The organism is Advenella kashmirensis WT001, assembly GCF_000219915.2.
Taxonomy (GTDB): Bacteria; Pseudomonadota; Gammaproteobacteria; order Burkholderiales; family Burkholderiaceae_B; genus Advenella; species Advenella kashmirensis.
In genome coordinates this window covers 2,209,556-2,232,288 of sequence record NC_017964.1, presented here as the reverse complement: position 1 = coordinate 2,232,288, position 22,733 = coordinate 2,209,556, and the positions used below count along the sequence as shown (strand labels likewise).

Here is a 22,733-nt window from a genome sequence, read left to right as displayed (position 1 = left end):
TAGCAGTGCAGGGCGGTAATTTAACGATTATTTGATATTCCGGTCGCTATGATGGATGCAATTTCATTCCCTGTCTGCCTTCATGCTTTCCTCTGGTGTTATCCGGCCTGGTACGACTGCCATCAACCGTATTGAACGGTTGTCTCATCTGACCGCCAAATCCTTTCTGTTGCCATTGCTTCTGCTGGCCACTGCCTTGTGGTTTGTGCTTGGCAACTGGCTGTGGCCGCTGCTGAATCCGGACGAAGGTCGGTACGTTGGCGTAGCGCTGGAAATGTTCCAGTCTGAGCAATGGAGCACGCCACTGCTCAATGGCATGCCTTATTTTCATAAGCCACCGCTGTTTTACTGGCTTACTGCGGCCAGTCTGTCGGTGTTCGGCCAGAATGAATTTGCAGTAAGACTGGTGCCGGCGCTGGCCGGATTGTCCATGGTCGGTGCTTTGTTTATCTTTGTACGCCGTTTCGTGGCGTCGGCGCGCGCATTGAAGGCAAGTATCATCCTGGCCATGACGCCACTAATGTTCGGCGCAGCGCACTATGCCAATTTGGACCTGCTGGTCGCAGCAATGATCTGCAGCACCATTCTGTGTGGGGCAACCGCCGCCCTGTTGCATCAGCAAGGGCAATCGCATCTACGGTGGGTGCTGGCGATGTATCTGTTTGCCGCCTTGGGATTTCTGGCCAAAGGATTGATCGGCTTCGTTTTGCCAGCGGGGGTGCTCTTGTGTTGGTTGCTTGTCGAACGCCGTTACAGAGCCATCAGGATATTGCTGCGCATTCGCGGCATGATGCTTTTTCTTGGCATCATTGCGCCTTGGCTGTTGCTGATGCAATGGCGTTATCCGGGGTTTCTGCACTATTATCTTGTCTATCAGCAAGTAGCACGCTTTACTCAAGGCGGGTTCAATAATGTGATGCCGGTCTGGTTTTACCTTGCCGTCTTGTTCGGTAGCATGTTGCCATGGTATCGCGGGGCAGCGCTTGCCGTTTTTACCCGTGGCTATTGGCGATATTGGCGCCAGGAAAATCATGCAAGCGTACGGACTTTGATGTGGATCTGGCTTGCCATCATTCTTGTCTTTTTCTCTATTCCGCAGTCCAAGCTGGTTGGATACATTCTCCCTGTGCTGCCGCCGCTGGCGTATTTGTTTGCCGAATTTTTCTCCAGCTCAGGCAGCGCGGCGGCGATACGCGTGAAGGCCGTTGCCAGCCAGTTCTTGCCTGCAAACCACCGGCAGCGGGCTCTGGACCAGGACGCTGCAGAGTCAGGGCATTTTATGGTTCGTATGCTGTTGTGCCTGCTTGTGGGTGTAGCTGGCATGGTATACCTGTCCACGGCCACGCTGCCAGGCAGCAGTCGTATTGCAAAGGCGATCAGGCAGTCGCCGCCGCTGCCCGGACAGTCGGACCGATATTACAGTCTTGATTTTTACCCATTCGATTTTGGCTTTTATATGGGAAACAATCCGGCTCTGACCGTGGTCAGTGACTGGGTCGATAGCCAGGTGAGCGCCAGGGACACCTGGCGCAAGGAGCTGTGGGATGCGCAACAGTTCGATGCGGCCAACAGCGCTATCGCTTTGCGTTGCCTGCCGCTTTTGAGCGGACATTATGTGTTCCCAGCGGTGATCGGCGCTGGATACTGGGCGATGCCAGACGGCTGGACGATTTTCCGGAATGGGCCAATATCAAACCGTATTTTACCGATGGCCGGCGGCAAGTCTATCTGTTGCCGCCGGGAGCCGTCATGCCATGGTGCCAGGTTGCGGGTGATACTCGGAGACAATAACCTCAGACCAGCATGCCGGCTTTTTCAATGAATTGAATGATCGCATCAATGCCGTCGCCGGTTTTCATATTGCACATTACAAACGGCCGGTTCTGGCGCATGCGCTCGGTGTCCTGTCGCATGATATCCAGCGAGGCGCCAACATATGGTGCAAGGTCGGTTTTGTTGATAATCAGCAGATCTGATTTGGTGATGCCCGGACCGCCCTTGCGCGGGATTTTTTCCCCACCCGCCACATCGATGACATAAATCGTCAGATCAGACAGCTCAGGACTGAAGGTTGCCGCCAGATTGTCGCCGCCGGATTCGATAAACACAATATCGGCTTGTGGAAAACGGTGCAGCATCTGATCGATTGCACGCAAGTTAATGGACGCATCTTCACGAATCGCAGTATGTGGGCAGCCGCCGGTTTCCACGCCCATAATGCGTTCGGCAGGTAAGGCGCCCGAAACGGTGAGCAGGCGCTGGTCTTCCTTGGTGTAGATGTCATTGGTAATGGCGACAAGATCATAGCGGGTATCCAGCTTCTTGCACAACACCTCGAGCAGCGTGGTTTTTCCCGATCCGACGGGCCCGCCAATACCAACGCGTAGCGCCGGCAATGTTTTGGTTCTGTTGAGAGCGTTCATGAATTCTTTACCTTTAATGCTTTACCTTTAACTAAGGCAATGGTGGCGGAAATGACAACTGTGGTGGTGCACTGATATGCATATAAGCAGCGGCGCTGCGGCGTCATGATCGGAACAACCTGGAAAACTGGCTTTCGTGCCGAGCCGCGACAATAGCGTAGTGCGGAGCAAACGTCTGGATGCGGGGAGGTGTGTGGTTTGCTGCGTCTTTGGCCGCGTCTACAGCAAGGTCCAATTGCGGCACAAGCGCCGATAGCAGACGCTGGCCGGCCGTTTGCCCCAGCGGTATCGTCTTGATTGCCGCCATGACCTGGTTTTCCAGCCAGGCATACAGCAAGGCCGTGACGCCGGCATCTTCGGGCAGATCCAGGGCTGCCACGGCAATCGCATGCACTGTCGGAAAGCAAGGGGTATCCATGCCGCTGAGTATGCCGCGTTCTTCGTCGCTTGCCCAAAGCAGGGCGTCTATCAGATTGATCAGGGAAATTGCCATCTGGGTAGTTTCAGCCCGGGCTTCGGCGGTCTCTCGGCTTGCGTAGTACCATTGGTTCCATTGCCGGACCGCTTTGAGATCCTGCGATCGCCAGGCGCGGGAGAGCACTAGCCATACGGCGGCATCACAGGCCGCCGTCACCGTGTGCAAGGTGTCTTCTATCCACAGGCGGGCATCGCCTTCATCTTTTACAATTCCCAATTCCACCGCCGATTCCAGTCCCTGGGAATAGCTGTATCCGCCCACAGGCAGGGCCGGAGAAGATAAGCGCATCAATTGCGCGTACTGCGCAGGTGTCATCATGGATGGGTCATTTGTGCGGATGTGCATGATCTGACCAGTGGTTGGTCGCATGGCTATGTTGATGATCATGGTCATCAATGGAGGAGGCTCATGGACATGATATGCTGCCTGGGCAAGCGAATAATCTTCTTCGAATGTTTCGTCGTGTCCATGTTTATGGCCACCGCCATAAGCGCCGGTTTCCGGATTGAATGGTTGCTCAACAAGCGACGTATGCACACCAAGACGATGAAGCATTTGCACAAGAACAGGGTCGTACTCCAATTGCAGATAATCCGCACCCACCTCCAGCATGACATGCCGATTGCCCAGATGATAGGCCGCCCGCGCCAGGTCGATGGCCGAATCGGCCATCACCCGAACCAGTTGCTCAGGTTGTGCCTGTACAGTAATGATGCCGCCGTCATCGGCCACGAGAACATCACCTGGCTGTAGGACCTGGCCACGGGCAATAAATAAATGGACTGTTTCGCCATTACCAAGATTCAATTGCTGACGGCTGCGACGCCGTTGTTCAAATGTCATTCGGGCCACCGGTGCACGCTGCAATAGCGTGGCAGACAGGCCACTGTGGCGCAGGAATTTTTGTACGGTACGCGTCATCTCAAAAGGGGTCCTGGGCAGAGTAGTAAACGATCAGAATAGAAAATAGCGCTGGGACATCGGCAATGCTTTGGCCGGCTCGCAGCTCAGCAGCTGGCCATCGGCGAAAACCTGATAAGTTTGCGGGTCGACCCGGATATCGGGCAACCAGTCATTGCGCACCATATCGCGCTTGCCGATATTGCGGCAACCGCTGACCGAGCACAGTGTTTTGGTCAGACCCAGTGCGTGCACGGCAGGGTTGTCAAAGCCTGCCTGGGACACAAAGGCCAGCGAGGTCTTCAAGGCACGACCGAAAGAGCCGAACATTTTTCTATAATGCACCGGTTGTGGTGTGGGGATAGAAGCATTCGGGTCACCCATCACTGCGTGGGCGATCATCCCGCCTTTGATAATCAGGCTGGGTTTGACTCCGAAGAATGCGGGTCGCCACAAGACAAGATCGGCCAGCTTGCCGCCTTGTACTGACCCCACCTTATGGGCGATACCATGTGCAATAGCCGGGTTGATAGTGTACTTGGCAATAAAGCGCTTGACGCGATTGTTGTCCGAGCGGCTGGGGTCGCCAGCCAGGCTGCCACGCTGCTGCTTCATCTTGTCTGCAGTCTGCCATGTGCGAAGAATCACTTCGCCAACACGCCCCATGGCCTGCGAGTCGGAACTCATGATGGAAAATGCGCCAAGGTCGTGCAGGATGTCTTCGGCTGCGATGGTTTCGCGGCGGATTCGACTCTCGGCAAATGCCAGGTCTTCAGCGATGGATGCATCCAGATGATGACAAACCATCAGCATATCCAGATGTTCGTCAATCGTATTGTGTGTAAAAGGCATTGTTGGGTTGGTGGACGCAGGCAGCACATTGGGCATGCCTGCCGCGCGAATGATATCGGGCGCATGACCGCCGCCTGCGCTCGGTATGGAAGGTGTGGATGGTGCGTCCTTTGAAGGCGGCCAGGGTCGCCTCGACAAAACCTGATTCGTTTAGCGTGTCGCTGTGTATAGCACTTGTGTATCAGTCTGATCGGCCACGCCCAAACAGGTGTCGATGGCTTGTGGCGTGGTTCCCCAGTCTTCATGCAGTTTCAGGCCAAGGGCGCGGCATGGATTTGTTCCAGTAGCGGTGCCGGATCGCTGGCATTGCCTTTGCCAAGAAGACCGATATTCATCGCAAAGGCATCCGTTGCGCCGAGCATGGCATGGATATGCCATGGCCCCGGCGTGCAGGTGGTTGCAAATGTGCCAGTCGCAGGACCGGTACCGCCGCCAATCATGGTTGTGATACCGGAGGATATGGCCTCTTCGATCTGTTGCGGACAGATAAAGTGTATATGGGTATCGATACCGCCTGCAGTAACGATAAAGCCTTCAGCGGCAATAATTTCGGTGCCAGGGCCGATGACGATAGTGACGCCAGGCTGGATGTCGGGATTGCCGGCTTTGCCGATACCCGTTATATGACCGTTTTTGATACCGATATCGGCCTTGACAATACCTGCAATGGCGTCAACGATGAGCGCATTGGTAATGACGGTGTCGGCGCAATCGGCCGTACACCGCTGGCTTTGACCCATGCCGTCGCGAATGACTTTGCCGCCGCCAAATTTGACTTCTTCTCCGAATATGGTGAAATCTTTCTCAACTTCTATAATCAGTCCGGTATCGGCAAGGCGAACGCGGTCGGGTTCGCCGTTTGCGATGGTGGGGCCGAAGATTTCGGCATAGGCCTGTCTTGATATTGTTGTCATTCCAGTGCTCCCATGACATTCCCGGTGAAGCCAAATACGCGCCGGTCGCCAGCTAACGCGACCAATTGGACCTTGCGGATTTGCCCTGGCTCGAAGCGCACGGCTGTACCGGCAACAATATTCAACCGATACCCCCGGGCTTGCTGACGATCAAACAGTAGTGCCGAATTGGTTTCGGCAAAATGATAATGTGACCCAACCTGAATCGGGCGATCTCCTGTATTGGTTACTTCCATGACAATCGTGGTTCTGCCTGTATTGATGTTGATATTGCCGCTTGCGGCAATGATTTCGCCTGGGATCATGACTGGTCCCCTTATTTAGTGACCGGCCAGCATCAATATCGCCCCATATGAAGCGATGCCCGCCCCGGCCAGCCGGGCCGGCCAGGCATGACGACGCGTCAAAATCGCGCCGGCGACCATGCCGGTGCAGTGAATGAGCAGGGTAGAGATCATGAAGCCCAGAATGAACACGATGGCAGCACCACCTTGCGGAAGCTCCATTCCATGGGCGGCACCGTGAAAGAATGCAAAGAATGCGACCAGCGCAGCTGCTACGGACAGCGGTAGCCTGGTCAATCCGACCAGCATCAGACCCAGTACCAGCAGGGAGGCCATGATGAGCGGCTCGATCAGAGGAATGTGCAGGCCCGCCATGCCTGTCAGCGCACCCACCAGCAGGACGAATGAAAATGACAAGGGGATGTAAATCGCACGCCGGACAGACGGCTGCATCAGCGCGCTCCAGACTCCCACAGAGAGCATGGCCAGCAGATGGTCGGGGCCGGCCAACGGGTGCAACAACCCTTCAGTGAGCATGGATAGGGTATCGGAATGCTCAGGATGCCCGGGATGGGCCAGCACAGGCTGAGCCAGGCTGAGCAGCGTGAGTGCTGTCAGCATTTTTCGCAGTTGGGTGGCAGGTGAATGAAACATGGGATTTTCCTTTGTATATAAAAGCCGGAGCAGGGCATGGTTGCCGCTGGCAGGCCGATTCAGTATTCAGATGATCGGGTGATGCACCGTGACCAGTTTTGTGCCGTCCTCGAAAGTGGCTTCGATCTGGATATCCGGCAGCATTTCCGGGACGCCTTCCATCACGTCGTTACGGGTCAGCACTTGTGTGCCTTCATGCATGAGTTGGGCAACACTCTTGCCATCGCGTGCGCCTTCAAGCAGTGCGGCGCTGATCAGGGCGACCGCCTCTGGGTAATTGAGCTTCAGGCCCCGGCCGCGGCGTCGCTCGGCGAGCAGTGCTGCGGTAAATATCAGCAGCTTGTCTTTCTCTCTGGGGGTCAGATCCATGGTGGTCTCCACAAGTACATATGAAATAGTCGGGTCGATTAGCGGGTCAGGTGCGCCAGAGACGCAACGGGACCGCCGTGGTGCCCAGATGCAGCGGGCGCAAATGCTGCCAGCACCTGATCATTAATTGTCTGACGGCTTCGGCGTGTGTTCCAAGTGCGCGTACCAGGATCAGGCTGGTTGTTGCATCAAGCGAAATTTGGCTGGCGCCTGCGCGCAGCCTGTCGGTCCAGGGCAAGCTTTCGGTCATCTGCGCCATCTGTTCCGCACCGATTACGGGACCGACACTCCAGATCGTCGCCATGAGCGGAAACTGAGCCAGCCCGGCGCCGCGGCGCCTGATAGGATGCTGCGCATCGACCTGGCCGGCTTCAGTCCATACCAGTTTGCCGTCGTAATGCAGGGTCGAATGAAGGGTAATCCTGCCTGCCTGCCAGTGCCCCTGCGTGACGACACTGCCCAGTTGGTAGCAATCCCAGCCGATCGCATGCGCACCGGCGGCAAGGTGGATATGAGTGTCGTTTGTGGCGTCGGCCTGTTCAAAGATCAGATTTTCCAGTGGCAGCCAGTCCAGTCTTGCTCCCGCATCCACGCGAAGCGTTACGGTCTGGCTTGCCGGTTTGCCATTGGCTTTGTACCAGCGTGTTGCTCCGGGCGTAGTCAGTACGGCATGGGCAGCCTCATGCACGGTCACGGCGATGTTCAGTTCATCACCCCCGGCAATACCGGATGGCGGATGCAATATCGTTGCATGGCAAACAGCAGGCCCTTCCGGATAAAGGGGTTTCTGCACCAGCAATGGGCCGGTATGGACATTACGCGTCAGGGCGCTGCGTCCGGTGGGCTGCTGCGAAAAAGCCAATGCCAGGTTTGCGCTCCATTGTTCGGTTTTCATGACAACTGACATGATCCAGGCTACACGCTGATGTGACGTTCGATGCCATCGGCATCGATATTGGCGCCTTTGCCACGGGCAATGATCACGCCCCGGTTCATGACCAGGTAATCGTCGGCGATAATCTTGACAAAATCCAGGTACTGTTCAACCAGCAGAACAGTCATGCCATGGTCAGAGACCAGCGACTTGAGGGTGCGTCCGATATGTTGAATGATATTGGGCTGGATGCCTTCGGTGGGCTCATCAAGAATCAACAGCTGCGGCTGTCCCATGAGTGCACGACCGATGGCCAGTTGCTGTTGCTGTCCGCCCGACAGGTCGCCGCCGTTGCGGTGTTCCATTTCCTTGAGAACCGGAAAAAGCTGGTAAATAAAGGCAGGTATTCCTTTAGGTGTTTTGCGTGAAGCGGCACCGACCAGTAGGTTTTCCTTTACGCTTAGTCTGGGAAAAATATCGCGCCCCTGTGGCACATAGCCTATACCCTGGGCAATACGGCCCGCCGTTCCCATTCGACTGATATCCTTGCCGGCATAGCAGATTTGCCCGTTACGAATTGGCACGACGCCAAGCAGGCTGCGCAGCAGTGTGGTTTTGCCCGCGCCGTTGCGACCAAGCAGGGCGGTCAGGGCATTTGCTTCTATCTCAAATGAAATATCGCGAAGAATATGGCTGCCGCCATAATACTGGTTGACGTTTTGTACGTCTGAGCTGCATGGTACGTGTTCCTTGATTAGCGGCCGAGATAGGATTCAATGACTTGCGGATCCTGCTGTATCTGTTGCATGGTCCCCTGCGCCAGTACGGTTCCGGCAGCCAGGACGGTGACGGTACCCTGATCGCCGGCCAGGTTTGAGACAAAGCCCATATCGTGCTCCACCACGACAATGGAGCAGGTACCGCGAATGCGATGGAGTATTTCAGCCAGCTCGGCCGTTTCGCGGTCGGTCATGCCGGCTACCGGTTCGTCCAGCAGCAGTAATGCAGGCTTTTGCATCAGCAGCATACCGATCTCCAGACGCTGTTTCTGCCCGTGCGACAGTTCACCGGCGGCCCGATAGGCAACACTTTCCAGCTTCATGATGCTTAGCGTGCTTTCAATGCGGTGGCGCACGTCTGCGGTGATACGCGCGTTTAATGCGGCGTGCCAGCGACGATCTCCGGCGTCGGCCAGATAGAGGTTTTCCCAAACCGGCTGGCTCTCGAATACCGACGGCTTCTGAAATTTCCTGCCGATGCCAATTGCGCAATCTGGGGTTCCTGCATGGTCAGCAAATCCAGCGTCTGACCCAGATAGACCTGACCGGTGATCGTCGCATTTCGATGGCCGGTCTTTCCGGTAATGACGTCCATCAGCGTCGTTTTGCCGGCGCCATTGGGGCCGATAATGCAACGCAGTTCGCCTTCTTTGATGTACAGGGACAAGTCATTGATCGCGCGGAAAGCATCGAATTTAACGGTCAGGTTTTCGACATACAGCACGATGCCGTGCGTCGTATCGATTTTTCCTGATTCAGCAAAATGAGCCAAATGGGTGATTGTGCACCAGCGCCGGCAGTGTCGGCATGGATATGAGTCATACCGCCTCCGAGACAGGAGCCACGTTCGCACCAGCCTTGGCCGGTGGCGGGCGACGCCGTGAGAACAGGCCGATCAGTCCTTTGGGCATGAACAGGGTCACGACAACAAATAGCCCCCCAAGGACATACAGCCAGTATTCGGGCATGAACGCAGTGAAAAACGTTTTTGCACCATTGACCGTGAATACACCCAGGATGCTGCCGACCAGCGATCCGCGGCCGCCAACGGCGACCCAGATCACCATTTCAATTGAATTGACGGGCGACATTTCACCCGGGTTGATAATGCCCACCAGCGGCACATATAAAGCACCCGCAATCCCGCAAAGCACGGCCGACAGCGTCCAGATGGCCAGTTTGTATTGCAGTGGATTGAATCCGATGAACATGACACGACTTTCACTATCGCGGATCGCTGTGATCACCTTGCCAAACCTGGATTTCATGATCCATTGGACCAGTAGAAACACCAGGACGAGTATTACAAAGCTGATCAGAAAAAGCACCGTACGGGTTTCAGTCGCGCTGATGGAATAGCCGGCGATAGACTTGAAGTCGGTGAAGCCGTTGTTGCCACCGAACCCGGTCTCATTGCGAAAGAACAGCAGCATGGCCGCGTAGGTCACTGCTTGTGTCATGATGGATAGGTATACGCCTTTAATGCGCGAGCGGAAAGCGAAATAGCCAAAGACGAACGCTACAAGCCCCGGAATCAGCGCCGCCAGCATCAATGCCCAGGTGAGGGTATCCGTTCCTGCCCAATACCAGGGCAACTCGGTCCAGTTGAGCAAAAACGTAAACGCAGGCAACCCTGCCGACGCCTGGCCCGGCGCCGGCGCCTGCACCAGATACATGCCCATGGCATAGCCCCCCAGGCAAAATACAGGCCATGCCCCAGGCTGAGGATGCCGCAGTAGCCCCATACGAGATTGATCGACATGGCTACGATGGCATAGCAAAGCATCTTGCCGACAAGCGTGAGCGTATAGTCGCTGATATGCAGCGCGCTACCGGGTGCGGCCCATTGCGTACCCAGCAGAGTCGCCAGAAACACACCGATTACCACGGCGCATAGGGTCAGCCAGCCGGTAGGTGAAAATAGCGGTGCTCGTTCAGGAATAGTCAGTTTGAAGGATGTAGTCATGAGCGTTAAGCCTCCGCCGCGCTGCGGCCTTTCTGGGCAAACAGGCCCTGGGGACGTTTTTGAATAAAGGCGACAATCAGCAGCAGGATGACAATTTTCACCAATACGGCGCCAAGCAACGGTTCGCCCAGCTTGCTCAGCACGCCCAGGCCAAAAGCGCCAAGCACGGTACCAATCAACTGACCGACGCCGCCCAGCACCACGGCCATGAATGAATCAATCAGATAGGCCTGACCCAGGTCCGGGCCAACATTGCCGATCTGCGACAGTGCCACGCCGCCAAGACCGGCAATGCCCGTGCCCAGCGCAAAAGCGTAAGCATCCACCCTGCGGGTCCGAATGCCTACGCACGCTGCCATCGTGCGGTTCTGGGTACACGCGCGGATGAAAAGCCCCAGGCGTGTGCGGGTCAGGACCAGATACAGGCCTATTACAACCGCAATAGAAAAAGCGAGAATAATGAGTCGGTTGTAGGGAACCACGAAAGCCGGAAGCCATGCCGCAAGAGGTGCAAAGGCGCCGCTCATCCAGATCGGATTGGCCACGTCCACATTTTGCGCGCCAAAGATCAGGCGTACAGTCTGCATCATCAGCAGGCTCACGCCAAAAGTGGCCAGCAGGCTTTCCAGGGGACGACCGTACAGGTGACGGATAATCAGCCATTCGATCAGGATGCCCACGATAGCAGCTGTGAGAAACGCCACGGGCAGCGCTGCAAGCAGGTAGTAATCGAACCATTCTGGCATCCAGGATTGAAAGGCGCGTTGGGTCAGGTAGGTGGCATAGGCGCCCAACATAAGAAATTCGCCATGCGCCATATTGATCACGCCGATCAGCCCGTAAATTACCGCCAGGCCCAGTGCAGCCAGCACCAGCACGCTGCCCAGGCTCAGACCGGTAAAGGCATTGTTGGCGAATGCAGAATTGCGTTGCCGCGCATCAATATGGGAAAGCGATTCAGCAGCAGCAACAGAGATCGCACTCTGGGGATTATTTTCATCGGAAATAATGTTGTTCAATACGGTGCGCGCATAGGGCAGGTTGACCGAGGCCAGCGATTGCACGGCCTGCAGGCGCTGCTCGGGGGCTGTGCTGCGATCGGCTGCTGCCGCGAAAGCGTGCAAGGTATTGAGTTTTTGTTTCAGCGCAGTATCGGTTTCTGCCTTGATTGCCTGATCCAACTGCTGCGCCGACAGGCTGTCCGGACGACTCAGCATATTATCAATGGCCATCTGGCGAGTGCCCTTGTCCGGGGCGAACAGGCTCATTGAGGCCAGCGCATTCTGGATCAGTCGGCGCAGTGCATTGTTCAGTACTGGCTGGCGCGTCTGCTCTGTTGGCGGTGCGACGCTATTACCCGTTAATGGATCGGTGTAGTGTTGATCAGACTTGATCAGGACGCGACCATCGGGCAGGCCCAGCAGCGTACTTTGCGTCAAGCTTTGCAGTATCGGACGGGCAAGCGCAGGATCGGCATTCACCAGTTTTTCTATGGCCGCTTTGCGCTGCCCATAGCTGCCGGAAACGAGCGCGGTCAGATCGGCTGGCTCCAGCGTGCTCGCATGGGCCGGCGCTACGCACAGAAGCAGAACGCCGGCAATCATTACCAGTATTCTGATCCCGTCCTTAATCTGGCAAAGGGTGAGTTTCATGCGGGTCCTTCCATTTTTTCTGTGGTTGCATGATCGGCCCGTGGGGCCTGATCATGGCGTGTATTTATTTCACTTCATCAGGCTTTTTGTCATTGCCGGCAATGAACGGGCTCCATGGCTGGGCGCGCACCGGTTTTTCTGTTTGCCAGACAATGTCGAATTGCCCATCAGGCCGAATTTCACCCACCATGACAGGTTTGTACAAATGATGGTTGCTGCCCATTTGGACTTCGAAGCCGTCCGGAGCTGACACTTTCTGGCCGATCATGGCTGCGCGTACGGCATCTACGTCTGTCTTGCCCGCTTTTTCAACGGCGGCTTTCCACATTTTCAATCCGATAACAGTCGCTTCCATGGGGTCATTGGTCAGTGGTTTATTTGCGCCCGGTAGCTTTTGCGCAGTGGCGTAGTCAGCCCATTGTTTTTTGAAAGCTGAATTGGCAGGATTGTCCACGGACATAAAGTAATTCCACGCGGCCAGATGGCCTACCAAGGGTTTGGTGTCGATGCCGCGTAGCTCCTCTTCGCCTACAGAGAACGCGACGACAGGCGTATCGATCGCCTTGATGCCGGCGTTACCCAGTTCCTTATAGAACGGCACATTGGAGTCGCCATTGATGGTGGAGATGACTGCGGCTTTCCCGCCTGCAGCAAAGCGCTTGATGTCGTTCACGATGGTCTGATAGTCGCTGTGACCGAAGGGCGTGTAGACCTCCTGTATGTCACTATCGGCCACGCCCTTGCTATGCAGGAAGCCGCGCAGAATTTTGTTGGTGGTGCGCGGATAGACGTAGTCTGTGCCGAGCAGGAAGAAGCGTTTGTAACCGCCGCCTTCTTCGCTCATCAGATATTCAACGGCGGGAATGGCCTGTTGGTTAGGCGCCGCGCCAGTATAGAAAATATTGCGCGACATCTCTTCGCCTTCATACTGAACCGGGTAGAACAGCAGGCCATTGAGTTCTTCAAAAACCGGTAGTGCCGACTTGCGCGAAACCGATGTCCAGCAACCGAAAACGGCCGCCACTTTCTCCTGGCTGAGCAATTCACGCGCTTTTTCTGCAAATAGCGGCCAGTTGGAAGCGGGGTCAACGATGACGGCTTCTACCTTGCGGCCAAGTATGCCGCCTTCTTTGTTGATGGCATCTATTTGCATCAGCGCGACATTTTTGAGCACGGTTTCGGAGATAGCCATCGTGCCCGATAGCGAATGCAGTATGCCGACCTTGATCGGCGGTTTGGATGGATTGATCTGGCCCTGGGCCCAGCTGCTATTGAGCGCGCCAGAGCCAAATGCAAGAGCAAGACTGCACACCATGGTTTTAAGAATATTGCGACGTTTCATTGATCAGCTCCGGGATGAGTAAAGGCAAATTGCATTTATGAATAAGCGATACAGCTAAAGCAATAGTCGTGCCAGCGTCCAGATCGCGTTGGTGTAGCGGGCATGTCTATCAGCAAGCGGGTGCAACCTTACCCGATCAGGTGTCGCGGCAAGCAGCTTTCCAAGGGTGCACAGAAGGAGCAGAACATGTGCATTAAACGCATACCGGCAGGATTAAAAAGGTGCAGCAGGCTTTGACCTCACGAGGAGGTGATGCGAATTGGACTGCATTTACTCGATATTGGTGCGTTCAAGACCCAGGGCGGTGTTTTGTTGCATGATGTCGGTGCGTTAATGCGCCGTCATGGCACGTTTGATTTTTTATCGCGGTACATGCCTGCTTTACCCCAATCAGCTGGTTCTATAAAATTGCCATAAGGTATATGCTAATAAATAAATGCTATATGAACTCGATCACATTATGGTCAGGAGCAGAAGATGAGCAGAAATCGGAAAAAGCATAGCAGCATACCGGTGTGGGCTGTCGTCGGTGCCTGCAGCGTGTTCTGGCTATCCACAAATACTGCGTCTGCCGATGAGGCCGCAGCCGGACAAAGTATTGCAGTCAAAGGCATTACGGGCCAGGCGCCTGTATGGCCTGTCATGGCGCAAATGGCCAGGGTATGGCAGCAGCTGGGTTTCCCTTTCTTGCCGGCCTGCCGGCTGCGTATCTTGAGGCTCAGCTTGTGGATTTCGCGCAAGGCAGGCGCAAGCAGGCTGTCATGGAGCCGATCGCCAAGGCCTTGAATGCCGAACAGAAAAAGGCCGTCGCTGCCTGGTATGCATCCCTCAAGCCTGTGATCGACCCCACCCGTGTAGTGCAATTACAGGACACGTATCCCAAAGGCAAGCCGGGTGCCTGGCTGGCCCAGCGCGGCGACTGGTCGCGTGGGTTGCCGGCCTGTGTGCAATGTCATGGCCCCGGGGCGTCGGCGTAGCGCCCACTTTCCCTGCTTTGGCGGGCCAGTCTGCCATTTATATCAAAAATCAATTGCTCGCCTGGAAAACGGGCATGCGCGCTGATGATCCGCATGGCCTGATGGCACACCTGGCGCGCAAACTGACGGATGAGGAGATCGACAGCGTTAGTCAATATTTCGGGAAAGATATAGGCATGGCAGCGGCCAGCGCGGCGACTGCGCAAACGCCGGCAAAAGCAGGGGAACAACAATGAACTGTCTTTTATTCATTCGTCCGACGCATCTTGTCTTGATCACAGCTGCAGCCAGTCTGCTCGTGCCGGTTGGTTCCGTGTCGGGCCAGCCAGCAACTGTTGAGGCAACGACATCCGGTGCTCCAAAGCAGGCCAGCGCAGCAACGTCGGCCGAAGGCTCGCGGTTTTCGCCACCTGCGGCCGATGCGATTCCTGATAACGAGTTCGGCCAGGTTGTCAGAAAAGGGCAGGACTATTTTTTAAATACCTCCCGCTTGCTACCTCAGTACACGGGCAATTCGCTCAATTGCGTCAATTGTCACATTGATGCGGGACGACGCGCCGATTCCGCGCCCATGTGGGGCGCCTATGTGCTGTACCCTGCGTATCGCAAGAAAAATGGCCATGTCAATACGCTGGCCGAAAGGTTGCAGGGCTGTTTCCGGTACAGCATGAACGGCAAGGCACCGGCAGCCGACTCCGAAGCGATCGTTGCGCTCTCCTCATATATGTACTGGCTTGCCAGCAACGCGCCAACCGGTGTCAAGCTGGCCGGGCAGGGCTACAAGCGCCTGCCTGAACCTGCGCAGAAAATGGATCTCGAACGAGGTAAAGCGGTGTATGCAGCGCAGTGTGCGGTTTGTCACGGCGCCAATGGGCAAGGACGCAAGACCGCCGGCGTGACTGTGTTTCCTGCTTTGTGGGGTGACGACTCGTTCAATTGGGGGGCGGGAATGCATCAAATGCCCAATGCCGCCGCCTTTATAAAAGCCAATATGCCACTGGGCAAAGGCAATACCCTGACCGATCAGCAAGCGTGGGATGTGGCTTATTTCATGAACTCGCATGAGCGGCCCCAGGATCCGCGATTTACCGGTAATGTGCAGGAAACGCGCGCGCAGTTCCACGCGGAGGACGACAATCTTTACGGTCGAACAATCAATGGTGTGGTGTTGGGCGCGCAATCGGTGCCATCCGGCGGACGGCTGCGGGGCCAGGGCCAGGCGTCAGATGCGGCCGATAAATAACGCAAGGTGAGCAGGGGTGGAAAGCCGGATCGGAAGAGCCAGGATGGCCAGCCAGCCGGCTGTGGTCTGCCTTTGTGCTGAATCACCATCAAACACATGAAAAAAGGTTCACGGAATAAACCGTGAACCTTTGCTGTGCCGCCGTAGCGTTGTTGCTGGGTCTGGTTTGCCGGGCGCGGGCACTCGCCAGACTGGCAGACTGGATTACCTGCGGGATTTACCGAGTTTGAAGAGCAGGTAATCGAACACAAAACCGGAAAATGCGGCAATGGTGGCGACCGCTGCCCAGGACGTATCGCTCAGCACGCTCTGGAAGGTAAAAACATAGGCGGCGGTACCAAAGATCATGCCGAACACCGCACGGATGACCAGATAGGCCCAGTTTTCATCGTCGAGCTTGCAATTGCGTTCGGCACGGGAAAACCGTATATGTTCGTGGTCCAGAAAGCAGGTTGCGACAGAGAGCATCGAGCCGATAGCGCCGAAGAACATGGCCGAAAAACTGACAGACCAAGTGATCAGCGCGGTAAAGAGCCCGAAAATAATCAGGCCGATGACAAAGCCGCCATTGCTGAACAGTGATTTACCGGGCGGTTTGCTGCCAGGCGCCTCGCCAGGGGCAGCCTGCGAAGACTCGGACGAATGGGTGCCATAACGGTCATTGTCAGGCTCATGAATAGGGTCGGACATCGTAAACTCCTTCGATATACTGAAATAACAGACCAAATGCAGATGCAGATGGCGCAGGTGCGCTTGTCTTACCAAAGCTTACTAAATTACACCAGATTGGTTTTGCATTCGGACAAACGGGTAATCGGCTAAAATAAAAATATACCAAAAAAGCTGCGTTCATGGCGCCCATAATTTTTTCAAACGCTGCCCGTGAAGCATGTTTTTTTTGATTTTTGGGTAGAATACGAGGTTATTCTTAAATTATTTCATAAGTAAGGTCCACGAATGCAGCCAACGGTTGAAACTCTAGAAGGTCTGGAACGTAAGGTTAATCTGGTTATTTCCATTGACGACGTTGAAAAAGAAGTCAAAACCCAACTTGCACGCGTTGCCCGCACCGCTAAAGTGCAGGGTTTTCGTCCCGGGAAAGCACCGGTTTCCGTTATTGAGCGCAGTCACGGACCTGGCGTTCGTTACGACGTGATCAATCAGAAAGTGGGTCAGTTGTTTGACGAAGCCATTCGTGAAGCCAAACTGCGTGTTGCCGGCGCTCCGTCAATTGAGCCTGCGGAAGAAAATTCCGCAGAAGGTCAGTTAAGTTTTGCTGCAAAATTCGAAGTTTATCCGGAAGTGTCCGTACCCGATCTGTCTGCGCTCGAAGTCACCCGCTTTAACGCAGAGGTTGGCGAGCAGGAAGTAAATAACACGATCGATATTTTGCGCAAGCAGCGCGCTACGTTCAGTGCTGACGCCGAGCGCGCCGCCGAAAAAGATGACCGCGTCACGGTTGATTTTGTCGGCACGATCGACGGGGTAGAGTTCGAAGGCGGCAAGGCAGAAGACTTCCCGTTCCAGCTGGGCCAGGGTCGTATGCTTCCTGAGTTCGAAGAGGCAGCAAGCGGCCTGAAAGCTGGCGAAAACAAGACATTTTCACTCACTTTTCCAGAAGACTATCCTGGCAAAGAAGTGGCCGGCAAGACAGCCGAATTCACGATCACTGTAAAAGAAGTGGCCGTACCGGTCCTGCCGGAAGTCGATAGCGAATTTGCCAAATCTTTGGGTCAGCCAGAAGGCGATACAGAGAAGTTGCTGTCAGAAGTGCGCAGCAACATTGAGCGCGAAGTTAAAAACCGCACCCAGGCCCGCACCAAAAACAGCGTCATGGATGCACTGGCAAAAGCCGCCAGCTTCGATGTGCCCAAGTCATTGGTTGACAATGATGTGCAAAGTCGCATTGCAGCCGCCCGTGAAGATCTCAAGCAACGTGGCATGCCCAATGCCGACACAATGGATATTCCTGCCGATGCGTTCAAGTCCGATTCCGAGCGTCGTGTTCGCCTGGGTCTGATCGTGGCCGAACTGGTCGACAGCGCCAAATTGCAGGTTACGCCGGAGCAGGTACGTACGCGTATTGAAGAGTTCGCACAGAACTACGAAAAACCTGAGCAGGTCGTCACGTATTATCTGACCGATCGTCAGCGTCGTGCAGAAATTGAATCCGTGGTACTTGAAGATAACGTTGTTGACCATATCTTATCAAAAGCCAAGGTCACTGAAGAAAAAGTGCCGTTTGAAGAATTAATGGGAACTGTATAATGAACCGTTTTACCGACTTTTACGCGTCTGTCCACGGAGATGAGTCTGTGCGCCCCTCGGCGCTGGGCTATATTCCTATGGTTATTGAACAATCCGGGCGCGGAGAGCGGTCTTACGACATATACTCGCGCTTGCTCAAGGAGAGGGTTGTCTTTCTGGTCGGGCAGGTAAACGACCAGACAGCCAATCTTATTGTGGCGCAGATGTTGTTCCTTGAATCGGAAAATCCGGACAAGGATATTTCCCTGTATATTAATTCACCGGGCGGTGCCGTCTATGCCGGGCTAGGTATTTACGACACCATGCAGTTTATCAAGCCCGATGTATCAACGATGTGTACCGGGTTCGCTGCCAGCATGGGTGCCTTCCTGCTTAGTTCAGGTGCCAAGGGCAAACGCTTCAGCCTGCCCAATTCACGTATCATGATTCATCAGCCGCTGGGCGCGCCCAAGGCCAGGCTTCCGACATTGAAATCCAGGCCAAGGAAATCCTGAGTTTGCGCGAGCGACTCAATCAGATTCTTGCAAAGAACACCGGCCAGCCTATTGAACGGATCCGTGAGCACACCGAGCGCGATAATTATATGGCGGCCGAAGATGCCCAGACTTACGGATTAATTGATAAAGTTCTGGCTACGCGGGCAGACGTTGCATAGTATTTGATATACTGTTTTCAAAGGTTTCGTGCAGGTCGACCTTTTAACGAGGGTCGACCTGTTTTTATCAGATTAATCAAATTACAGATATGGCAGATAAACCAAGTTCTACCGACGGCAAAAACCTGCATTGCTCGTTCTGCAACAAGCACCAGAACGAGGTCAAGAAGCTGATCTCGGGCCCTGGGAATATATTCATTTGTGATGAATGTATCGAGCTGTGCAACGAAATCATTCATGACAGTGCCCAGGATGAAGCTCGTGAGGCCATCAAGACAGAGTTGCCTTCGCCTGCCGAAATCAAGTCCTTTCTTGATCAGTATGTTATTGGTCAGGATCAGCCCAAGCGCAATCTGGCAGTAGCGGTGTATAACCATTACAAACGGATACGCCACAGCGACCTGAACAAGAAAGATGATATCGAACTTGCCAAAAGCAATATATTGCTGATCGGTCCTACCGGATCTGGCAAGACGCTGCTTGCGCAGACACTGGCCCGCATGCTTGATGTCCCATTCGTTATGGCAGATGCCACGACATTGACCGAAGCCGGTTATGTTGGCGAAGACGTTGAAAACATCGTGCAAAAGCTGCTGCAAAATTGTAATTACGACGTAGACAAGGCGCAGCGCGCGATCGTTTATATTGACGAAATCGACAAAATTTCACGCAAGTCCGATAACCCGTCCATTACGCGGGATGTATCGGGTGAAGGCGTGCAGCAGGCTTTGCTCAAGCTGATCGAAGGCACGGTTGCCTCAGTTCCGCCACAAGGCGGGCGCAAGCACCCGAACCAGGATTTCGTTCAGGTTGATACCACCAATATCCTGTTTATTGTTGGTGGTGCGTTTGATGGTCTGGACAAGGTTATTCGCAATCGTACGGAAAAGTCCGGAATTGGCTTTGGGGCATCAGTGCAGGGTAAATCTGCCAAGGGTGTCGGTGAAGTCTTCTCCGAAGTGGAACCCGAAGACATCATCAAGTTCGGTCTGATTCCAGAGCTGGTAGGACGCCTGCCGGTGGTCGCTACCCTGGAAGAGCTGGACGAAGCTGCCCTTATTACGATTCTGACTGAACCGAAGAACGCGCTGGTCAAGCAATACCAGAAGCTGTTCGCCATGGAAGACGTTGAGCTGGAAGTGCGTCCTGCCGCATTGTCAGCCATTGCCTACAGGGCACTGAAACGTAAAACAGGTGCGCGCGGCCTTCGTTCCATTCTTGAGGCATCGCTTATGGACACGATGTTTGATCTGCCGTCCCAGAGCAATGTGGTCAAAGTAGTGCTGGACGAATCTGCCATTGAAGGATCCGGTTCCCCGATGCTGGTTTTCGCTGAAGACAAAGAAAACACAGTTTCGGAGAGCAAAGAAAAAAAGCTTAAAGATGCTGCTGCCTGACGGGGTCAGGTTAGCCTGGGCAGGTCGCGCCAGGGTGCAAGCAAGAGGATAATTTCCTTCTGTAACCATCGCAACGCGGCCTGCATAAAAACCGCCGGTATTTAATCCAGGCGACCTTGAAATTGCCCCCAGAGGCTCCATCTACAGCATAATTACTGTAGAAGTACAACGTTTTTCAAGGAATCAGCTTATGTCAGCGAGTCAGATTTTGCCGGCAGAATCAACACAATTGCCACTGTTGCCCCTTCGCGACGTGGTCGTGTTCCCACATATGGTCATTCCGCTATTTGTCGGCAGACACCGGTCCATTCGTGCGCTGGAGCTGGCGATGGAAAATGACAAGCAAATTATGCTTGTTGCGCAAAAATCGGCCAGTAAGGACGAGCCCGGCCCCGATGATATGTACGAGATCGGATGTGTGGCGTCAATTTTACAAATGCTCAAACTGCCCGACGGTACTGTCAAAGTACTGGTCGAGGGACAGCAGCGCGCGCGCGTAGAAAATGTGATCGAAACCGAGTCGCATTTCTCAGCCCAGATCCTGCCTATAGAGCAGAGTGACACGCGCAATTCGGAAATAGAGGCACTACGTCGCACCATCATTGCTCAGTTCGACCAGTACGTCAAACTGAACAAGAAAATTCCACCTGAAATCCTCAGTTCCCTCAATGGTATTGAAGAGATCAGTCGCCTTGCCGATACCATTTCTTCTCATTTACCGCTCAAGCTCGAACAGAAGCAGAAACTGCTCGAGGAGCTGGATGCCTCCGGTCGCCTTGAAGCATTGCTGGCGCAAATCGAAACTGAAATTGATATTCTCCAGGTTGAGAAACGCATTCGCGGACGTGTCAAAAAACAGATGGAAAAAAGCCAGCGCGATTACTATCTGAACGAGCAGGTCAAGGCAATTCAGAAGGAACTTGGCGAAGGCGAAGAGGGCGCGGATATTGAAGAGCTCGAGAAAAAAATCGAAGCTGCACAATTGCCCAAGGAAGCTCGCAAGAAAGTGGACAGTGAGCTTAAAAAACTCAAGCTCATGTCGCCGATGTCGGCCGAGGCAACGGTTGTACGCAACTATATCGACACGGTTATCGGGCTGCCCTGGAAGAAAAAAAAGCCGTATTAACAATTCGTTGATCAATGCGCAAAAAGTTCTGGATAACGATCATTACGGTCTGGAAAAGGTCAAGGAACGCATTCTTGAATATCTGGCAGTGCAGCAACGCGTGGATAAGGTCAAGGCGCCTATTTTGTGTCTGGTCGGGCCTCCAGGGTTGGTAAAACCTCGTTGGGGCAATCCATTGCGCGGGCAACGAATCGCAAATTCACACGCATGGCGCTGGGCGGCGTGCGCGATGAGGCCGAGATTCGTGGCCATCGTCGCACCTATATCGGCGCGCTGCCAGGCAAGATTCTGCAGAATATGAATCGTGTGGGTGTACGCAACCCCTTGTTCCTGCTTGATGAAATTGACAAGCTGGGCATGGATTTTCGTGGCGATCCAGCCTCTGCACTGCTTGAGGTGCTGGATCCGGAGCAAAACCACACGTTCCAGGATCACTACGTTGAAGTTGACTACGATTTGTCCGATGTCATGTTCGTAGCCACCAGCAACACGCTGAATATCCCGCCGGCGTTGCTCGACAGGATGGAGGTTATTCGCCTGTCGGGTTACACCGAAGACGAAAAAGTGCATATTGCCATGGACCACCTGCTGCCCAAGCTGATGAAGAATAACGGCGTGCGTGATGGCGAGCTGGTAGTCGAAGAGTCCGCATTGCGTGATATCGTGCGTTATTACACGCGTGAAGCCGGCGTGCGGGCGCTGGAACGCGAAGTCAGCAAGATTTGCCGTAAGGTGATCAAGGAACTGCTTAGCAATGCGGTTACCGCCGCCAAGCCGGCTGCCAAGGGTAAAGCGACAGTTGCGCAGACCATTCATGTGACGGCAGACAACCTGAGCCATTATCTGGGGGTACGCAAGTATTCTTTCGGCATGGCCGAGAAAGACAATCAGATCGGCCAGGTAACCGGGCTGGCCTGGACCGAGGTTGGTGGTGATTTGCTTACCATCGAAGTGGCTGTGGTCTCCGGTAAAGGCAATATTCAGCACACCGGTCTACTGGGCGATGTGATGAAAGAGTCCATGCAGGCGGCGCGCACGGTGGTGCGCTCACGGGCGCATGCCTTGGGTTTTGCCGATAGTGTCTTTGAGAAAAAGGATATTCATATCCACGTTCCCGAAGGCGCAACACCCAAGGATGGCCCGTCAGCCGGTATTGCCATTACAACGGCATTGGTGTCGGCACTATCGGGCATTCCGGTAAGGGCAGATGTCGCCATGACGGGTGAAATCACCTGCGGGGCGAGGTGCTGGCCATTGGTGGACTGAAGGAAAAGCTGCTTGCAGCGCATCGTGGTGGCATCAAAACCGTGCTGATCCCTGAAGAGAACGTCAAGGATCTGACGGAGATTCCCGATAACGTGAAAAATCACCTGGAAATTATCCCGGTAAAATGGATTGATCGCGTACTGGAAGTGGCACTGGAAAGACCGCTCACGCCATTGTCCGAGGCGGAAATTGCCAAACTGGCAGAGGAGGCTGCGGTTTCTGCCGCCAAACCGCCAGTAGAGAATGTCAAATCAGTGAAACACTGATTACCCCGTTATCTGGCGCAGTGGGTTTATCTGCCAGATAACGACGGT

16 protein-coding genes and 8 pseudogenes are annotated in these 22,733 nt (G+C 54.5%); 10 read left to right on the top strand and 14 right to left on the bottom strand.

Annotation, left to right across the window (positions count from 1 at the left end):
* Positions 1-55 precede the first annotated feature (55 nt).
* The gene (locus tag TKWG_RS10420) at positions 56-1,822 is read left to right on the top strand and encodes an ArnT family glycosyltransferase (protein WP_014750802.1); all 1,767 of its coding nucleotides are present in this window, start codon (positions 56-58) and stop codon (positions 1,820-1,822) included.
* On the opposite strand, the gene ureG is transcribed toward TKWG_RS10420, so the two are convergent.
* From ureG to urtA, 13 genes and pseudogenes are all read right to left on the bottom strand, one after another.
* Positions 1,794-2,423 (bottom strand): urease accessory protein UreG, encoded by a 630-nt coding sequence (gene ureG / locus TKWG_RS10415; protein ID WP_014750801.1) that lies wholly within the window; start codon positions 2,421-2,423, stop codon positions 1,794-1,796. The genes TKWG_RS10420 and ureG overlap by 29 nt on opposite strands.
* Positions 2,424-2,526: 103 nt before the next feature.
* On the bottom strand, positions 2,527-3,219 hold the full coding sequence (locus TKWG_RS26510) for an urease accessory protein UreF (protein ID WP_041710100.1): 693 nt from the start codon (positions 3,217-3,219) through the stop codon (positions 2,527-2,529).
* A gap of 147 nt (positions 3,220-3,366) precedes the next feature.
* Positions 3,367-3,822 (bottom strand): annotated as a pseudogene (gene ureE, locus TKWG_RS26505) (urease accessory protein UreE); the annotation flags it as partial.
* 33 nt (positions 3,823-3,855) lie between these two features.
* Positions 3,856-5,567, bottom strand: a pseudogene (gene ureC / locus TKWG_RS10405) (urease subunit alpha).
* Positions 5,564-5,872, bottom strand: coding sequence for an urease subunit beta (locus TKWG_RS10400; RefSeq protein ID WP_014750797.1), 309 nt, complete (start codon positions 5,870-5,872; stop codon positions 5,564-5,566). Before TKWG_RS10400 ends, ureC begins: the two are co-directional and overlap by 4 nt.
* Positions 5,873-5,887: 15 nt before the next feature.
* Positions 5,888-6,505: a HupE/UreJ family protein gene (locus TKWG_RS10395; protein WP_014750796.1), complete on the bottom strand. Its 618-nt coding sequence runs from the start codon at positions 6,503-6,505 to the stop codon at positions 5,888-5,890.
* A 66-nt stretch (positions 6,506-6,571) separates the two neighbouring features.
* Positions 6,572-6,874, bottom strand: a complete 303-nt coding sequence (locus TKWG_RS10390; protein ID WP_014750795.1) for an urease subunit gamma — start codon at positions 6,872-6,874, stop codon at positions 6,572-6,574.
* A 46-nt stretch (positions 6,875-6,920) separates the two neighbouring features.
* Positions 6,921-7,769, bottom strand: a complete 849-nt coding sequence (locus tag TKWG_RS10385; RefSeq protein WP_014750794.1) for an urease accessory protein UreD — start codon at positions 7,767-7,769, stop codon at positions 6,921-6,923.
* 20 nt (positions 7,770-7,789) lie between these two features.
* The gene (gene urtE, locus TKWG_RS10380) at positions 7,790-8,503 is read right to left on the bottom strand and encodes an urea ABC transporter ATP-binding subunit UrtE (protein WP_041709339.1); all 714 of its coding nucleotides are present in this window, start codon (positions 8,501-8,503) and stop codon (positions 7,790-7,792) included.
* Positions 8,503-9,308: pseudogene (urtD, locus tag TKWG_RS10375) on the bottom strand (urea ABC transporter ATP-binding protein UrtD). Before urtD ends, urtE begins: the two are co-directional and overlap by 1 nt.
* Positions 9,309-9,345: 37 nt before the next feature.
* A pseudogene (gene urtC, locus TKWG_RS10370) lies at positions 9,346-10,493 on the bottom strand (urea ABC transporter permease subunit UrtC).
* 5 nt (positions 10,494-10,498) lie between these two features.
* Positions 10,499-12,145, bottom strand: coding sequence for an urea ABC transporter permease subunit UrtB (urtB, locus tag TKWG_RS10365; RefSeq protein ID WP_014750788.1), 1,647 nt, complete (start codon positions 12,143-12,145; stop codon positions 10,499-10,501).
* 64 nt (positions 12,146-12,209) lie between these two features.
* Positions 12,210-13,487, bottom strand: coding sequence for an urea ABC transporter substrate-binding protein (gene urtA / locus TKWG_RS10360; protein WP_014750787.1), 1,278 nt, complete (start codon positions 13,485-13,487; stop codon positions 12,210-12,212).
* Positions 13,488-14,113: 626 nt separating this feature from the next.
* On the opposite strand from urtA, the pseudogene TKWG_RS23985 reads away from it, so the two are divergent.
* The 3 genes and pseudogenes from TKWG_RS23985 to TKWG_RS10350 all read left to right on the top strand — a co-directional run.
* Positions 14,114-14,464 (top strand): annotated as a pseudogene (locus TKWG_RS23985) (c-type cytochrome); the annotation flags it as partial.
* The gene (locus TKWG_RS23980) at positions 14,437-14,700 is read left to right on the top strand and encodes a c-type cytochrome (protein WP_014750785.1); all 264 of its coding nucleotides are present in this window, start codon (positions 14,437-14,439) and stop codon (positions 14,698-14,700) included. The pseudogene TKWG_RS23985 and the gene TKWG_RS23980, both read left to right, overlap by 28 nt.
* Positions 14,697-15,707: a c-type cytochrome gene (locus tag TKWG_RS10350; protein ID WP_014750784.1), complete on the top strand. Its 1,011-nt coding sequence runs from the start codon at positions 14,697-14,699 to the stop codon at positions 15,705-15,707. The genes TKWG_RS23980 and TKWG_RS10350 overlap by 4 nt, the downstream gene beginning before the upstream one ends.
* A gap of 204 nt (positions 15,708-15,911) precedes the next feature.
* Here TKWG_RS10350 and TKWG_RS10345 read toward each other — a convergent pair whose 3' ends face one another.
* On the bottom strand, positions 15,912-16,397 hold the full coding sequence (locus TKWG_RS10345) for a hypothetical protein (RefSeq protein ID WP_014750783.1): 486 nt from the start codon (positions 16,395-16,397) through the stop codon (positions 15,912-15,914).
* Positions 16,398-16,664: 267 nt separating this feature from the next.
* Between TKWG_RS10345 and tig the strand changes: the two genes are divergently transcribed.
* The 6 genes and pseudogenes from tig to TKWG_RS27050 all read left to right on the top strand — a co-directional run bounded on the left by tig (position 16,665) and on the right by TKWG_RS27050 (position 22,685).
* On the top strand, positions 16,665-17,975 hold the full coding sequence (tig, locus tag TKWG_RS10340; RefSeq protein ID WP_014750782.1) for a trigger factor: 1,311 nt from the start codon (positions 16,665-16,667) through the stop codon (positions 17,973-17,975).
* Positions 17,975-18,630, top strand: a pseudogene (clpP, locus tag TKWG_RS10335) (ATP-dependent Clp endopeptidase proteolytic subunit ClpP). Before tig ends, clpP begins: the two are co-directional and overlap by 1 nt.
* Before the next feature lie 89 nt (positions 18,631-18,719).
* Complete coding sequence (clpX, locus tag TKWG_RS10330; protein ID WP_014750781.1) at positions 18,720-20,027, top strand: ATP-dependent Clp protease ATP-binding subunit ClpX; 1,308 nt, start codon at positions 18,720-18,722, stop codon at positions 20,025-20,027.
* Positions 20,028-20,217: 190 nt separating this feature from the next.
* Positions 20,218-21,153 (top strand): LON peptidase substrate-binding domain-containing protein, encoded by a 936-nt coding sequence (locus tag TKWG_RS27060; RefSeq protein WP_407636837.1) that lies wholly within the window; start codon positions 20,218-20,220, stop codon positions 21,151-21,153.
* A 207-nt stretch (positions 21,154-21,360) separates the two neighbouring features.
* Positions 21,361-21,633, top strand: a pseudogene (locus tag TKWG_RS27055) (AAA family ATPase); the annotation flags it as partial.
* Positions 21,622-22,685: pseudogene (locus TKWG_RS27050) on the top strand (S16 family serine protease). The pseudogenes TKWG_RS27055 and TKWG_RS27050, both read left to right, overlap by 12 nt.
* The last annotated feature ends 48 nt before the right edge of the window (positions 22,686-22,733 follow it).